Here is a 14,129-nt window from a genome sequence, read left to right on the forward strand (position 1 = left end):
TCACACCTCCCGGCCACTGGCGGCGGCCGAACTCCGGGCCGACGACGCGGCGGAGAAACCGCGCTCCGCGGCGTAGCCCTCAAGCAGCTTGCGCAGATTACGACGACCGCGGTGCAACCGCGACATCACGGTACCGATCGGCGTGCCCATGATGTCGGCGACCTCCTTGTAGGAGAACCCCTCGACATCGGTGAGGTAGACCGCCAGCCGGAACTCCTCCGGCAACTGCTGGAGGGCCTCCTTGACGTCGCTGTCGGGCAGCCGGTCGAGCGCCTCGGTCTCGGCGGACCGCAGCCCGCTGGAGGTGTGCGACTCCGCCTCGGCGAGCTGCCAGTCGGTGATCTCGTCGGTCGGCGCCTGCACCGGCTGCCGCTGCCGCTTCCGGTACGAGTTGATGTACGTGTTGGTCAGGATCCGGTAGAGCCAGGCCTTGAGGTTCGTGCCCTGCTCGAACTGGTGGAAGGCGGCGTACGCCTTCAGGTAGGTCTCCTGGACCAGGTCCTCGGCATCGGCGGGGTTACGCGTCATCCGCAGGCCGGCCGCGTACAGCTGATCGACGAATGGCATTGCGTCCCGCTCGAACCGGGCCCTGCGCTCGTCCGTCTTCTCGGTGGTCAACCGCACATCCCCTCGGGTCGGATGCTTCTCCGCCGAGGATACGCGTCCGGACCTGTCAGAAGATTCGGTTCCGACGGGTGCGCCCGTCGCCACCTCGACCGGCGGCACCGCTGCCGGCCACTCCGGGCCGGTCAGCAGCTGCCTCAGCTGCCGGGCCTCCCGCTCGTCGCGTTCCCGGTTCCGGACCTCCGTCGCCACCGGTCACCCCCCTCGCACAGTGCTTGTCCGAGGGGTTCAACACCCGTGGAGGGCCGCGACATTCCGTCCCGCCCCCCGTTCCTGGTCCCGGCCACCGGGTACACCCGAGGCCGGGACCAGGAAGGGCCTGGGAGCCCGATGTCGGTCGCCCGGACCGGGCGGGGCGACATCATCGGGTGCAACGACCCGGCGCGGGCGGCGGAAACGGCGGCCGGCACGGCACCCCACCCGGCGGGCCCGCTCGGACCGGGCGCGGTGTGGTCGAGCAAGCTCGCCGGCACCGGCCGTGCCGGGGCTCGCCGGCACGGGCCGATCCGCGACGGCCGCGGGTGGCGGCGGGCTCAGTCCCGCGCCCAGCCGTGCCCGCGCAGCCAGTCGATCACCAGGACGGCCGTGCCGGCCGGGTCGCCGCGCAGGTCGTGCCGCTCACCCGGACGGATCACCACGCGCACCCGCGGGCCCGGTTCCGGCACGCCGAACGGATCCCGGTCGCCGTTGACCACCAGGGTCGGCAGGCCGGTGGAAAGCTCTGCGGCCCGGCTGCGCTCCGGCCGTCCGGGCGGGTGCAACGGGAAGGCGAGCGCGACCACCCCGGCCGCGCCCGTGGCGGTCGCGGTGCGGCAGGCCACCCGAGCCCCGCTGGACCGGCCGCCCACCACCAGGGGTACGCCGGGATCGCGGGCCCGCAGCGCGGTCAGCACCGTGGTCCACGCCTCGTCGAGATGCCCGGCGGGAGCCGGCGCGCGCCGGCCGGCGACCCGGTACGGCTGGGTCACCCGGGCCACGACCAGCCCGGCGGCCACCGCGGCGGCGCGGAGCGCGACCAGGTCCGGAGCGTCCACCCCGCCGCCCGCGCCGTGCCCCAGCGCCAGCAGCGCCCGGGGCGGGCCGACCGGTGTGTCGAGGTCGACCCGCGCCGGACCGCGTGGAGTCTCGATGATGTCGTCGTGCGGCACCCCACCATTCTGCGGCCCCGCACCACTGGTGGTCAGCTCAGCGGCACCAGGGTGAGCAGCCGATCCCGCACCGGCGGGCCCGCCTCGCTGGCGGCGTCCGGATCGGGTTGCACCTCGCCACGCCAGGCCACCAGCATCGCCCGCCGCTCACGCGGGGTGGTGCCACCCCACACGCCGTGGCAGTCGCCGACCTCCAACGCCCAGGCCAGACAGGAGCCCTGCACGTCGCAACTTCGGCACAGCGCCACCGCCGCATCGGCCGGCTCGTTCGGCGCCGGAAAGAACGTCTCCGGATCGACGCTCTGGCAAGTGCCCCTGGTACGCCAGGCCTCGTCCTGTCGGCGATCGCGCAACGCCCGCAGCAGTCGCGGATCACGCCGCGCGGCGGCCACCTCGTGCGGACGGGGCATACGCGCCCGTGTCATCCACCCACCTCCCCCGTGGGACCAGCAATATCGATGGAGGTCGTTCGGCTGACGCGAACGACACCCACCGGCGCTGTGTTCTATCGCACTTGCGCCTGCGGAGACAAGACTCTGGCGGGAAGTTGGCAAAACAGCCGAGTGAACTATCACCCGTAACCGCGGCAAATCACTCCCGACAATGTGCGGTGGGTAATCAGAACAGCGTCAGGTCCGCCGGCTCGACACGAGGCGTCGGCGACACCCGAGCGGTCAGCTCCGGGCCGTCGTTGCGCACGTCGCCCACGGCCGGCCCCACCGGCCGGATCTCCAGGCCGGCGAGCCAGCCCAGCGGGGGCGGGGCGAGCAACTCCGCCGCTGCGCCGGCCGCGTCCAGCCAGCTCGCCCACCGGTCGGGCGGCAACAGCAGCGGCATCCGGTCGTGCACCTCGGCCAGTTCGCCGAGCGCGTCGGTGGTCACCACGCCGCAGGTCAGCAACGGGCCACCAGGGCCGTCCCAGACCGACCAGATGCCGGCGAAGGCGAGCACCGAGCCGTCCAGCGGGGTCATGTAGTACGGCTGCTTCCTCCCGCCCGGCTGGCGGACCCACTCGTACCAGCCGTCGGCAGGGACCAGGCAGCGGCGGCGGGCGAAGGCCCGGGCGTACGCCCGGCTGGTGGCGACCGTCTCGGCGCGGGCATTGATCATGCGGGCGGCGCCGGCGGGCGACCGGGACCACGGCGGCACCAGCCCCCACCGGCCGAGCGAGAGCGCGCGGTGCCCCTCGGGGCTGACCCGGACCAGCGGCACCGGGTCGGTCGGCGCCACGTTGTGGTCGGCGACCAGCCGGCCGTCGGTCTCGTCGGCGGAGTCGAACAGCCCGCTCAGGTCACCAGAGCTCCGGGTCGTGGCGTACCTCCCGCACATGCCGCACACGCTAGCGCGCTCCCGCCGTCCAGGCGGTCCCGTCCACCGGGAGTGGGAAACGGGCGCGACCAACGACGCCCACGGCACGGCAGAATGTAGCTGTGGGGAACCTGACCGCGACCCGGCCGCTACAGCCGTGGACTGCTCCGACGGCCAGCGATCCGGTGTCGGCGTCGCTGCGCCTGCCCGGCTCCAAGTCGATGACCAACCGGGCCCTGGTGCTCAGCGCGCTGGCCACCGGCCCCTCGACGCTGGCCAAGCCGCTGCGCGCCCGGGACACCGAACTCATGGCCGCCGGGCTGCGGGCGATGGGCGCACACGTCTCCATCGCCGACGACGAACGCTGGCTGGTACGGCCGCACCGGCTGGTCGGCCCGGCGCACGTGGACGTGGGGCTCGCCGGCACGATCATGCGCTTCGTGCCACCGGTGGCGGGGCTGGCCGAGGGGCAGGTCACCCTCGACGGCGACCCGTACGCCCGCACCCGGCCACTCGGGCCGCTGATCGAGGCGCTGCGCTCGCTCGGCGTACGCATCGACACCACCGGCGCCGGCAGCCTGCCGCTGGTGGTCCGGGGCACCGGCCGGGTCACCGGCGGCGAGGTGGTGATCGACGCCTCCGCCTCCAGCCAGCTGGTCTCGGGGTTGCTGCTGGCCGCGCCCCGCTTCGACCGCGGGCTGGTGGTCCGGCACGTCGGCCCGCCCGTGCCCTCCGCGCCGCACCTGCGGATGACCGTGCAGATGCTGCGGGCCGCCGGTGCCGCGGTCGACGACAGCACCTCCGACGTCTGGGTGGTCGAGCCGGGCCCGCTGACCGGGCGCGGCTGGGAGATCGAGCCGGACCTCTCCGGCGCGGTGCCGTTCTTCGCCGCCGCCCTGGTCACCGGCGGTGAGGTGACCCTACAGGGCTGGCCGCCGCGCGGCAGTGCCCAGCCGGTGGAGCGGCTCCGCTCCCTGTTCCAGCAGATGGGCGCGGAGGTCTCGCTCAGCACCGAGGGGCTCACCGTGCGGGGCACCGGGACGGTCCGCGGGTTGCGCGCCGACCTGTCGGACGTCAGCGAGCTGACCCCGGCGCTGACCGCGCTGGCGATGCTCGCCGACTCCCCCTCGGTGCTCACCGGGGTCGGCCACATCCGCGGCCACGAGACCGACCGGCTGGCCGCGCTGACCCGCGAGTTCACCGCGCTGGGCGCCGACGTCACCGAGTCGCCCGACGGTCTGGAGATCCGGCCCCGGCCGCTGCGCGGTGGGACGTTCCGCACCTACCACGATCACCGGATGGCGCACGCGGCGGCGGTGGCCGGTCTCGCCGTGCCCGGCATCGAGTTGGACGACGTGGCGTGCACCTCGAAGACCATGCCCGAGTTCCCGGCACTATGGTCGGCGATGGTGACCGGCAAGAGCTGAGCGACGGAGAAGGGGCGGCCCTGGCGACCAGGCGGCGGGAGTACGACGAGGACGACGTCCGGGTCCGGCCCGGCAGGTCCTCGCGTCCGCGTACCCGCACCCGGCCCCGGCACGCCGACGCCCAGGACGGCTTCGTCATCGCGGTGGATCGGGGGCGCTACACCTGCGTGCTCGCCGGCGCCGGGCCGGAGATCCCCACCGTCACCGCGATGCGCGCCCGCGAGCTGGGGCGCAAGTCGGTGGTGGTCGGCGATCGGGTCGGCCTGGTCGGCGACACCTCGGGGGCGCCCGGGGCGCTGGCCCGGATCGTCCGGATCGAGCCACGCCGGTCGGTGCTGCGGCGTACCGCCGAGGACGACGCCAGCACCGCCGAGGGGCGGCTGGAACGGGTGGTCGTCGCCAACGCCGACCAGCTGGTGATCGTCAGCGCGCTCGCCGACCCGCCGCCGCGCACCGGGTTCATTGACCGCTGCCTGGTGGCCGCGTACGACGCGGACATCGAGCCGCTGCTCTGCCTGACCAAGGCCGACCTGGCCGGCCCGGAGGCGGTGCTCGACTACTACACGGAGCTGGAGCTGCCGTACGTGCTGATCCGGCCGGACTCGGCGCTGGACGCCCTGCGCAGCCTGCTCGCCGGCCGGGTGTCGGTGCTCGTCGGGCACTCCGGGGTCGGCAAGTCGACGCTGGTCAACCGCCTGGTGCCGGAGGCCGACCGGGCGATCGGCACGGTCAGCGCGATCGGCCGGGGCCGGCACACCTCGACCAGCGCGGTAGCGCTGCGGCTGCCCGCCCTGCCCGGCGCGCAGGACGATCCCGGCTGGATCGTGGACACCCCCGGCGTACGCAGCTTCGGGCTGGCGCACGTCTCGGCCGAGAGCCTGCTGCACGGCTTCGCGGACCTGGTCGAGGCCACCGTCGACTGCCCGGCGAACTGTCCGCACACCGCCGATGAGGTCGACTGTGCCCTCACCGCCTGGGTCACGCAGGGACGGGCCGACCCGCGCCGGCTGGCCTCGTACCGCCGGTTGCTGGCCTCGCGGGCCGGCGACACCGACCCGCGCGCCGAGACCGACCCGCGCGGGCGCGTGGAGTGACCCGGCCCGCCCGCGCCGTGCCCCGGCCCCGCCCAGGCCGCGCGGCATCGACCGCGGCGCCCCGCCGACCCGCGGCGCCCCACCGACCCGCGGCGCCCCACCGACCCGCGGCGCCCCACCGACCCGCGGCGCCCCACCGACCCGCGGCGCCCCACCGACCCGCGGCGCCCCACCGACCCGCGGCGCCCCACCGACCCGCGGCGCCCCACCGACCTGCGGCGCGCTGCCGGCCGGCCCGCGGTGCCGGGCGGGCACCGGCGTCGCTACCGTGTCCGGCATGACCGGGTACGCCGACGACCTCGCCCTCGCCCACCGGCTCGCCGACGCGGCCGACGCCATCTCCACGGCCCGGTTCCGCGCGCTCGATCTGCGGGTCGAGTCGAAGCCCGACCTGACCCCGGTCTCCGACGCGGACACCGCGGTGGAACGCGAGATCCGCGCCCTGCTGGCCGAGCACCGGCCGGGCGACGGCCTGCTCGGCGAGGAGTACGGCGCCACGCCAACGGCCGGCGCGCGGCAGTGGGTGGTGGATCCGATCGACGGCACCAAGAACTTCGTCCGGGGAGTGCCGATCTGGGCCACCCTGATCGCCCTGTTGGAGGAGGGCCGGCCGATCGCCGGGCTGGTCTCCGCGCCAGCGCTCGGCCGCCGCTGGTGGGCCGCGCGCGGCACCGGGGCGTACGCCGGACCGGACGCGGCCCACGGCGAGCCGATCCGGGTCTCCGCGGTGGCGAAGCTGGCCGACGCGAGCCTGTGTTACTCCTCACTCGGCGGCTGGGAGGCGGCCGGCCGGCTGGAGCCGGTGCTCCAGTTGACGCGGGACACCTGGCGCAGCCGCGCCTACGGCGACTTCTACGGTTACATGCTGTTGGCCGAGGGCGCGCTGGACGTCATGATCGAACCCGAATTGTCACTCTGGGACGTGGCCGCGCTGGTACCCATCGTGACCGAGGCCGGCGGCACGTTCACCGATCTGGCCGGTCACCCCACCCCCAACGGCACCGAGAACAGCGCCGTGGCCAGCAACGGGGCGCTGCATCCTGACATCCTCGACCGGCTCGGTCAGCCGGCCGCGCGCTGACGCCAGGTAACCTCTATCCTCGCCAGGTGGCTACCTCGGGTTGGTGTTTCCTGGCGGCGATGATCGTCGCGTACGGCGTCGCCAACCTGTTGCAGTCGGTCGCCGCGGCCCGCACCACCGTGCACCACACCTTCGACCCCGGGCTGTTGCTCCGGCTGGCCGGCCACCGCACCTACCTGATCGGGTTGGCCTGCCAGGTGGGCGGGTTCGTGCTGGCCTTCCTGGCCCGGCGGGACCTGCCGCTGTTCCTGGTGCAGGCGAGCGTGGCGGCGGGGCTGGGGGTCACCGCCATCCTCGGCGTGCTGGTCCTGAAGTGGCGGCTGCCGGTGGCCGAGGTTCTGCTCCTGCTGCTGCTCTTCGCCGGGATCAGCGCGCTGGTGCTCGCCGCGCGGCCGGCGCCGTCGAAACAGCTCGGCACCGCAGGCATGGTCGCCCTGCTGGTGACCCTCGCGGTCATCGCGGTGCTGGGCTTCTTCGCGGTCCGGCTGCACGGCGCGCCCGGCTCGGTGGCGCTCGGCTCGCTCGCCGGGCTGGCCTTCTCCGCCGCCGCGGTGGCCGCCCGACCGCTGGCCTCCGCCGCGAGCTGGGACGCCTTCCTCGCCGACCCGCTGCTCTACCTGCTCATCGGCCACTCGATCGTCGGCCAGCTGCTGCTCGGGCTGGCGATGCAGCGCGGTTCCACCACTGCGGCGGTGGCCGCCATGGACGCCGCCGGTGCGGTGCCCGCCGCGATCGTCGGCCTGCTGCTGCTCAACGACAAGATCTGGCCGGGCCGGGAGTGGCTCGCCGGCATCGGCTTCCTGGTCACCCTCGCCGCCGTCATCGGCCTCACCCGCTACGCCGAACCACAGCACCACCACGCCGTCGCCCGCCCCCGAAGCAGGGGCCCCCTGTTAACGCCTGCGGTAGAGCAGGGGCCCCTTCTTAACACCCTGCCGGTGGAGCCGGCCAGGCCGGTAAAGCCGGCGACTCAGGCCGCCTCGACCGGTCTGCGTCGACCGACCACCCGCTCGTAGAGCCGTTCCAGGGCACCCGCCGTCCGTTCCCAGGTGTAGCTGCACCGGACCCGGTCCACCGCGGCGTGCCCGTACGCGAACCGCCCCGCGTTGTCGGTGAGCAGCCGGCGCAGGGTCATGCCGAGCGCGCGTACGTCGCCCGGCGGCACCAGCTTGCCGGTGACCTCGTCGACCACGGCGTCGGCGATACCGCCCATGGCGTAGCCGACCACCGGGACACCGCAGGCCATCGCCTCCAGTGACACCCGGCCGGCCGAGGAGTAGCGCGGCGTGCAGGCGACCACGTCGGCCGAGCGGTACCAGGTGGCCATCTGGTCATGTGGCACCGCACCAACCAGGTGCACCTGCTCGCCCACGCCGATCCGCTCGGCCAGTTCGCGCAGCCGGCGGGCCTCGGCGTGGTTGGCCAGGCGTTCGGCCGGCGGACCTCCGGCGATCACCAGCTCCGCGTCGCCGACCAGGCGCATGGCGCGGATCAGGTCGTCCTGGCCGTGGCCGCGGGAGAGGCCACCCACCGAGAGGATCCGGGGCCGCTGGTCGCGCGGGGCCGCCTCGCCGTCAGGGTGGAACTGCCCGGTGTCCACGCCGGTCGGGACCATCGCCACCGAGGTGCGTTGCAGACCCATCCGGGTCAGCTCGTCCACCTCGTCGTTGCACTGCGCGACCGCGATGTCCACCACCCTGGTCAGCGCCCGTTCCAGCGGGATGCGGGTGCCCGGCCCGTCGTACTGCGGGCCGAGGTGACGCAGTTGCTCCATGCCGATCGAGTGGAACGTCTGCACCACCGGGATGTCGGTCTCCCGGACGGCGTGCGCGGCGGCCAGCCCGCCGACCCAGTAGTGGCCGTGCACCACCTCCGGCGTCCAGTCGCCCGCCCACCGCTCGGCCAGCCATCTGCCGAACTCGGCCACGTACGGCACCAGCTCGGCGGTGGGTATCGGCGCGACCGGACCGACCGTCGCCCGCTCCATCCGGTAACCGTCGACGGCGATGCTGTCGGCCGGCTCCGGGTCGTCCCGACGGGCGTACACCCGGACGTCGTGACCTCGCCCGGCCAGTTCGGCGGCCACCCGCGCGATGTGCTGGTAGGTGCCGACGACGGTGCCGTCGTCGGACGGCGGCGCAGCGGCGTGGGCACAGACGAGGCCGACGCGCATGGGTCACCTCCATACGTATGTTGGCGGTGGTCCTCCGGTCAGAGCGTCCCATTAACCCGGGCCCCAGGAGCCGAAACCTGGCAGATCGGGAAGCGGCCGGTGGCATGACCACGACACCGCGGGGTACCGACCAGGAATGCCCCTGACCCGGAGCCTCGCCGACGCCACGGTGGTGATCACCGGCGCGTCCAGCGGCATCGGGACGGCGACCGCGTACGCCCTGGCCCGGCGGGGCAGCGCCGTGGTGCTGGCCGCCCGCACCGAGCCGGCGCTGCGCGAGGTCGCCCGGCGCTGCCGGGAGTTGGGCGGACGGGCCCTGGTGGTGCCCACCGACGTCACCGACCCGGCCGCGGTGCAGCGGCTGGCGGCCACCGCGGCGGCCGAGTTCGGCCGGGTCGACGCCTGGATCAACAACGCGGCGGTCGGCGTGGTCGGGCTCTTCGACGAGATCCCGCTGGCGGAGTTCCGTCGGGTGCTGGAGGTGAACCTGCTCGGCACCGCGCACGGCCTCCGGGCCGCCCTGCCCCATCTCGGCGCGGCCGGTGGCGGGGTCGTGGTCAACAACGCCTCGATGCTGGCCGAGGTGGCGATGCCGTACCAGTCCGCGTACAACGCGGCCAAACACGGCATCCGGGGGCTGGCCGACACGGTCCGCCAGGAGCTGCGGGTCACCGGCCGGGGCAGCATCTCGGTCTGCACCCTGCTGCCGGCCACCGTCGACACACCGTTCTTCCGGCACACCGCCAACCACACCGGCCGGGAGCTGGTGCCGCCTCCGCCGGTCTACCCGCCGGAGGTGGTCGCGGAGACGATCGTCCGGCTGCTGCGCCGGCCCCGCCGCGAGGCGTACGCCGGGGGCGCCGCCCGCCTGATCGGGCTGAAGTGGCGGCTCGCGCCGGCACTGGTCGAGCGCTTCCTCGGCTGGTACGCCCACCGCACCCAGTTCGGGGCGGCGACCGAGTGGGACAACTCCGGGAACGTCTTCCAGCCCGACGCCGGGGCGGTGCCGGAGGGCGGTTGGCACGGCCGACGCCGCCAGCTGGTCCGGATCACCACCGCCTTCGGCCTGGCCGCCGCCGGCACCGCCCTCGCCGCGATGACCCGCCGGAAAGGAAGGGCCCCCTGTTAACGCCTGCGGTAGAGCAGGGGCCCCCGCTTAACACCCGACCGGAAGCGCCGGTGGTGCCGGGTTATCGCGGGAGGGCAGCGGGTAGTGGTCAAGGTATGCGCGACGACGAGTACCCGAGGCCCGTCTCCGATCCCGAGGCCGACGGCCTGCCCGACACGGCCGACGACGACTCGACGGCCGGGGACGACGTACTGACCGGGCGGGAGGCGGACGGCCCGGCACCAGCCCAGTTGCCCGCCGACCGGACGCCGGTGGCCGTCGACGAGTTCGGCACCACCGCCGACGAGCAGCTCGACGGCGAGTCGCTGGACTACAAGCTGGACCGGGAACAGTTCGAGCTTCCGGTCGACGATCCGCTGGCCGGCCCGGTCGACCCGGACATCGCGGCCGAGGCGGACAGCCGGGAGCAGGCGGCGCAGGCGCAACTCGACGCCGACGTGATCGACCCCGGACCCACCTCCGACCCGCATTCGCCGGTCTCGCTCTACGACCACGGCCAGCTGGGCAGCGTCGCGGATGCCACGGTGGGTCGGCTGGTCGAGCCGGACGAGGGGACGCACACCGACCAGGAGACCGATTCGATCGCGTACGACGCGGGTGCCGCCGGCGGCGGGGCGAGCGCCGAGGAACTGGCCGTGCACGAGACCCGACCGCCGCACTCGGTCTGAGCCTTCGGTCGACCTCAGCCGTCGAGGCCGCGTTCGATCGCGTACCGGGTGAGTTCGACCCGGTTGTGCAGCTGGAGCTTGCCGAGCGTGTTCTGCACGTGGTTCTGCACCGTCCGGTGGGACAGCCCGAGCCGTTCGGCGATCTGCTTGTAGGACATCCCCTTGGCCACCAGGCGCATCACCTCGGTCTCCCGTTCGGTGAGCCGGGGTGCGGCGTCCTTGGCGCCGGCCGGTGAGCGCTCCCGGACGGCGGCCAGCCGGCGGTACTCGCCGAGGACCAGCCCGGCCAGTCCGGGCGTGAAGACCGGCTCACCGGCGGCGGTCCGACGCACCGCGTCCAGGAACTCCGCCAACGCGGCGGACTTGAGCAGGTAGCCGGTGGCACCCGCCTTCACCGCGTCCAGCACGCCCTGCTGTTCGCCGCTGGCGGAGAGCATGAGCACCCGCACCTCGGGCCGGGCCGCGCGCAGCCCCCGGATCACCTCCACCCCGGAAATGTCCGGCAGTTGCAGGTCGAGCACCACCACGTCGGGACGCGCCGCGGCGACCACCCGGACCGCCTGGCGCCCCTCGCCGCAACTGGCCACCACCTGATGACCGGCCTCGGCGAGGTCGCGGGCCACCCCTTCGCGCCACATCGGGTGATCGTCGACGACCATGACTCGTACGCCGCTCATGGTTCCCTCCTCGGCACGGTGAGTTCGACCTCGGTGCCGGTGCCCGGCGTGGAGCTGATCGTGGCGGTCCCGCCGAGGTCGGCCAGCCGTCCGCGGATCGCCTGGGCCACGCCCAGCCGGCCCTGGGCGGCGGCCTCGGTGAGCCGATCCGGTGCGAAGCCCGGTCCCTCGTCCCGGATCGACACGGTCACCGCCGAGCCCTCGTCCTCGACCAGCACCCAGGCGCGTCCGCCACCGTGCCGGGCCGCGTTGTCCAACGCCGCGCCGGCCGCGGCCGCCAACTCGCGGGCCACCACCGGGGGCAGCGCCACGGGGGTGGCCGGGGCGGAGAGCGAGACGGTGGCCGAGGCGTACCGGCCGAGCAGCACGCGCAGATCCACCGGCGCCTCGGCCAGGCCAGCGCGGACCGGGCCGGTGCCAAAAATCAACGCGCGCAGGCGCATCGGCGTCCCGGCCACGCCAGCTTGGATCGGGCCGGCACCGAAGATCGACGCGCGCCGGCTCGGCGGTGCGTCGGCGATGCTGGCCGACGCCGCCCCGGTCCCGGAGATCAGCGCACGCAGCGCCACCTCCTGCTCGCCGGCCAGCCGGGCCAGCTCGCCCGCCTCGCCGTCGAGCCGGGCGCCGCGCCGCTGCACCAGGGCGAGCACCTGGAGCACCGAGTCGTGGATGTCCCGGGCCAGCCGCTCCCGTTCCCGGGTGGCGGCCTCCAGTTCGACGGCCCGCTGCAACCGCTCCCCGGCGGTCACCGTCAACCGGGCGACATGCCCGACCACCACGCCGGCGAGCAGCATCAGGATCGCGCCGTTGAGCGCGCTCGGGGTGACCATGCCCCGGGTGGCCAGGTCGGTCGCGCCGAGCACGAGCGCGGCCGTCGCGCCGCGCCGCCGCCCGCCGGAGACCGCCCAGGCCAGCACCGGTCCGCTCAGCCAGGCCACGGCCAGGGTGGGCAGGCCGGCGGCGAGGGCGTCGCGGCCCATCACAACGGGGGTGACCAGCAGGATCGCCTCGACGACCGCCAGGTCGGCCAGGAGCAGCGGCCAGCCGCGCCGGGCCGGAGCGGCGTAGCCGACCGCGGTCACCGCGGTCCAGGCCGCCATCACCAGCACCAGGACACCGGCAGCGAGCGGGTGGTCGTACCGGTCCGCGTCGCGGATCACGATCACGACCACGTACGCCAGGGAGGCCACCCGGAACACCGCGACGGCCCGCCAGAGCGGGACCTCGAAACCACCGGGCGCGGGCACGTGCGTCACGATGCCACAGCCCTGCGGTGCGGCCTACGCCCGATGCGGTCCGATGAACCCTGTCGTACGGTGGTAAATGCCGCGTAAACCTCTGTGATCTCCTGCCGGGACGGGGCCATGACGAACGGAGAAGCCCGCACACCGCGTACGGTGGTGCCCATCGAACACGCCCTCCTGATCGTCGACGCCTTCGACCAGGCCCAGGTGACCGAGCTTCGCCACTCGGTCACCTCCTGCGCGCGCGCCGCCGGGCTGCACGACGAGCGCTTGGACGACTTCGTGCTCGCCGTCAACGAGCTGATCACCAACGCGGTGCGACACGGTGGCGGCCGGGGCTGGCTGCGGCTGTGGGAGGAGCCCGGGCAGGTGCTGTGCGAGGTCTCCGACCACGGTCCGGGCATCAGCGCCCAACGTCTCGACGATCGTCAACGCCCGGCCCCGGACACGGCCGGCGGCTGGGGCCTCTGGCTGGCCCGCGAGCTGACCGACGCGATGGACGTCGAGACCGGCCCGGCCGGCACCACGGTACGCATCACCACCGCGACCGTCCCCACCGAACAGCACATCGGCCGCCACCGCCAGGGCTGAGAAACTGTCGGGAGACCGCGGCGCGGGATCACTCCCAGCGGTTGCCGGTGAGCTTCTCGTAGACGTCCACGTAGCGGGCCCGGGTGGCGTCGACCACCTCGGCGGGCACCTCGGGTGCCGGGCGCTGCTTGTCCCAGCCGCTGCCCGCCGCCCAGTCCCGCAGGTACTGCTTGTCATAGGAGAACTGCGCGCGACCCGGCTGATAGGACTCGGCCGGCCAGAACCGGGACGAGTCGGGCGTGAGTAGCTCGTCGCCGAGAAGCAGGCTGCCGTCCGCCGCCCAGCCCAGCTCGATCTTGGTGTCGGCGACCAGGATGCCCCGCTCGGCGGCCAGTTCGGCACCGCGGCAGTACACGTCGATGGTCAGCTGCCGGAGCCGTTCGGCGGTCTCCGGGCCGACCTTGTCGACCACCCCGGCGAAGGTGATCGGCTCGTCGTGCTCCCCCACCGGCGCCTTGGTCGACGGGGTGAAGATCGGCTCGGGCAGGATGGCCGCCTCGACCAGGCCCCGCGGCAGCACCACGCCGGAGACCGCGCCGGTGTTCTCGTACTCCTTCAGACCGCCGCCGGTGAGGTAGCCCCGGGCGACGCACTCGACGGGGATCATCTCCAGCCTGCGGCAGCGGATCGCCCGGCCGGCGAACTCCGCCGGCACGTCGGTGGCCGAGATGACGTGGTTGGGCACCAGATCGGCCAACTGCTCGAACCACCACAGCGACAGCGCGGTGAGCAGCTTGCCCTTGTCCGGGATCGGGGTCGGCAGCACCACGTCGTAGACGGAGACGCGGTCCGAGGCGACCAGGATCAGGTCGTCGCCGTCGGCGTAGACATCCCTCACCTTGCCCGAGTGCAGAAGTTCCACGCGGACAAGTAGATCACGCGCCAGGCACTGTCCCGCTGCCGGACCTAGCCGCCTCACGCCGAAGGAAGGGCCCCCTATTAACGCCTGATGTAGAGCAGGGGCC

General features: G+C 74.1%; 15 protein-coding genes. 7 read left to right on the top strand and 8 right to left on the bottom strand.

Annotation, left to right across the window (positions count from 1 at the left end; translation table 11 throughout):
* The 4 genes from ACQPYA_RS26445 to ACQPYA_RS26460 form a co-directional block, all read right to left on the bottom strand.
* Window positions 1-816, bottom strand: coding sequence for a sigma-70 family RNA polymerase sigma factor (locus ACQPYA_RS26445; RefSeq protein ID WP_433529764.1), 816 nt, complete (start codon window positions 814-816; stop codon window positions 1-3).
* 341 nt (window positions 817-1,157) lie between these two features.
* Complete coding sequence (locus ACQPYA_RS26450; protein WP_433529765.1) at window positions 1,158-1,772, bottom strand: alpha/beta hydrolase family protein; 615 nt, start codon at window positions 1,770-1,772, stop codon at window positions 1,158-1,160.
* Between the two features lie 32 nt (window positions 1,773-1,804).
* Window positions 1,805-2,197, bottom strand: coding sequence for a WhiB family transcriptional regulator (locus ACQPYA_RS26455; protein WP_433529766.1), 393 nt, complete (start codon window positions 2,195-2,197; stop codon window positions 1,805-1,807).
* A gap of 193 nt (window positions 2,198-2,390) precedes the next feature.
* Complete coding sequence (locus ACQPYA_RS26460) at window positions 2,391-3,101, bottom strand: SOS response-associated peptidase (RefSeq protein ID WP_433529767.1); 711 nt, start codon at window positions 3,099-3,101, stop codon at window positions 2,391-2,393.
* A 101-nt stretch (window positions 3,102-3,202) separates the two neighbouring features.
* Between ACQPYA_RS26460 and aroA the strand changes: the two genes are divergently transcribed.
* From aroA to ACQPYA_RS26480, 4 genes are all read left to right on the top strand, one after another.
* Entirely contained in the window at window positions 3,203-4,507 is a 1,305-nt protein-coding gene (gene aroA / locus ACQPYA_RS26465; protein WP_433529768.1) for a 3-phosphoshikimate 1-carboxyvinyltransferase, read from the top strand.
* The gene (gene rsgA / locus ACQPYA_RS26470; RefSeq protein WP_433529769.1) at window positions 4,477-5,601 is read left to right on the top strand and encodes a ribosome small subunit-dependent GTPase A; all 1,125 of its coding nucleotides are present in this window, start codon (window positions 4,477-4,479) and stop codon (window positions 5,599-5,601) included. Before aroA ends, rsgA begins: the two co-directional genes overlap by 31 nt.
* A 277-nt stretch (window positions 5,602-5,878) precedes the next feature.
* Window positions 5,879-6,682: a histidinol-phosphatase gene (gene hisN / locus ACQPYA_RS26475; protein ID WP_433529770.1), complete on the top strand. Its 804-nt coding sequence runs from the start codon at window positions 5,879-5,881 to the stop codon at window positions 6,680-6,682.
* 59 nt (window positions 6,683-6,741) lie between these two features.
* Window positions 6,742-7,698 (top strand): hypothetical protein, encoded by a 957-nt coding sequence (locus ACQPYA_RS26480; RefSeq protein ID WP_433533634.1) that lies wholly within the window; start codon window positions 6,742-6,744, stop codon window positions 7,696-7,698.
* Here the strand turns inward: ACQPYA_RS26480 and ACQPYA_RS26485 are convergent.
* Window positions 7,653-8,855: a glycosyltransferase gene (locus tag ACQPYA_RS26485; protein WP_433529771.1), complete on the bottom strand. Its 1,203-nt coding sequence runs from the start codon at window positions 8,853-8,855 to the stop codon at window positions 7,653-7,655. The two genes, ACQPYA_RS26480 and ACQPYA_RS26485, sit on opposite strands and share 46 nt — an antisense overlap.
* A gap of 136 nt (window positions 8,856-8,991) precedes the next feature.
* Here ACQPYA_RS26485 and ACQPYA_RS26490 point away from each other — a divergent pair, with 136 nt between their 5' ends.
* Window positions 8,992-9,984, top strand: coding sequence for an SDR family oxidoreductase (locus tag ACQPYA_RS26490; RefSeq protein ID WP_433529772.1), 993 nt, complete (start codon window positions 8,992-8,994; stop codon window positions 9,982-9,984).
* A gap of 95 nt (window positions 9,985-10,079) precedes the next feature.
* A complete protein-coding gene (locus ACQPYA_RS26495) occupies window positions 10,080-10,652 on the top strand; it encodes a DUF5709 domain-containing protein (RefSeq protein WP_433529773.1) in 573 nt (190 codons plus the stop codon).
* Between the two features lie 14 nt (window positions 10,653-10,666).
* On the opposite strand, the gene ACQPYA_RS26500 is transcribed toward ACQPYA_RS26495, so the two are convergent.
* Together ACQPYA_RS26500 and macS are read right to left on the bottom strand one after the other, a co-directional pair.
* Window positions 10,667-11,329, bottom strand: coding sequence for a response regulator (locus tag ACQPYA_RS26500; RefSeq protein WP_433529774.1), 663 nt, complete (start codon window positions 11,327-11,329; stop codon window positions 10,667-10,669).
* Window positions 11,326-12,588 carry a MacS family sensor histidine kinase gene (gene macS / locus ACQPYA_RS26505; protein WP_433533635.1) on the bottom strand — a complete coding sequence of 421 codons (1,263 nt, stop codon included), beginning with the start codon at window positions 12,586-12,588 and terminating at the stop codon, window positions 11,326-11,328. Before macS ends, ACQPYA_RS26500 begins: the two co-directional genes overlap by 4 nt.
* A 105-nt stretch (window positions 12,589-12,693) precedes the next feature.
* Here macS and ACQPYA_RS26510 point away from each other — a divergent pair, with 105 nt between their 5' ends.
* On the top strand, window positions 12,694-13,164 hold the full coding sequence (locus tag ACQPYA_RS26510; protein WP_433529775.1) for an ATP-binding protein: 471 nt from the start codon (window positions 12,694-12,696) through the stop codon (window positions 13,162-13,164).
* A gap of 28 nt (window positions 13,165-13,192) precedes the next feature.
* On the opposite strand, the gene ACQPYA_RS26515 is transcribed toward ACQPYA_RS26510, so the two are convergent.
* The gene (locus tag ACQPYA_RS26515) at window positions 13,193-14,026 is read right to left on the bottom strand and encodes a phosphoribosylaminoimidazolesuccinocarboxamide synthase (protein WP_433529776.1); all 834 of its coding nucleotides are present in this window, start codon (window positions 14,024-14,026) and stop codon (window positions 13,193-13,195) included.
* Window positions 14,027-14,129: the final 103 nt, after the last annotated feature.

It is taken from the genome of Micromonospora sp. CA-263727, from assembly GCF_050942455.1.
In the GTDB taxonomy this organism is placed as follows: Bacteria; Actinomycetota; Actinomycetes; order Mycobacteriales; family Micromonosporaceae; genus Micromonospora.

Bases quoted from the DNA above. Each gene is read 5' to 3' on its own strand.
- ACQPYA_RS26455 (WP_433529766.1), bottom strand. From the start codon at position 2,197: ATGACACGGGCGCGTATGCCCCGTCCGCACGAGGTGGCCGCCGCGCGG.
- ACQPYA_RS26460 (WP_433529767.1), bottom strand. From the start codon at position 3,101: ATGTGCGGGAGGTACGCCACGACCCGGAGCTCTGGTGACCTGAGCGGG.
- rsgA (WP_433529769.1), top strand. From the start codon at position 4,477: ATGGTCGGCGATGGTGACCGGCAAGAGCTGAGCGACGGAGAAGGGGCG.
- hisN (WP_433529770.1), top strand. From the start codon at position 5,879: ATGACCGGGTACGCCGACGACCTCGCCCTCGCCCACCGGCTCGCCGAC.
- ACQPYA_RS26480 (WP_433533634.1), top strand. From the start codon at position 6,742: ATGATCGTCGCGTACGGCGTCGCCAACCTGTTGCAGTCGGTCGCCGCG.
- ACQPYA_RS26485 (WP_433529771.1), bottom strand. From the start codon at position 8,855: ATGCGCGTCGGCCTCGTCTGTGCCCACGCCGCTGCGCCGCCGTCCGAC.
- ACQPYA_RS26490 (WP_433529772.1), top strand. From the start codon at position 8,992: ATGCCCCTGACCCGGAGCCTCGCCGACGCCACGGTGGTGATCACCGGC.
- ACQPYA_RS26495 (WP_433529773.1), top strand. From the start codon at position 10,080: ATGCGCGACGACGAGTACCCGAGGCCCGTCTCCGATCCCGAGGCCGAC.
- ACQPYA_RS26500 (WP_433529774.1), bottom strand. From the start codon at position 11,329: ATGAGCGGCGTACGAGTCATGGTCGTCGACGATCACCCGATGTGGCGC.
- ACQPYA_RS26510 (WP_433529775.1), top strand. From the start codon at position 12,694: ATGACGAACGGAGAAGCCCGCACACCGCGTACGGTGGTGCCCATCGAA.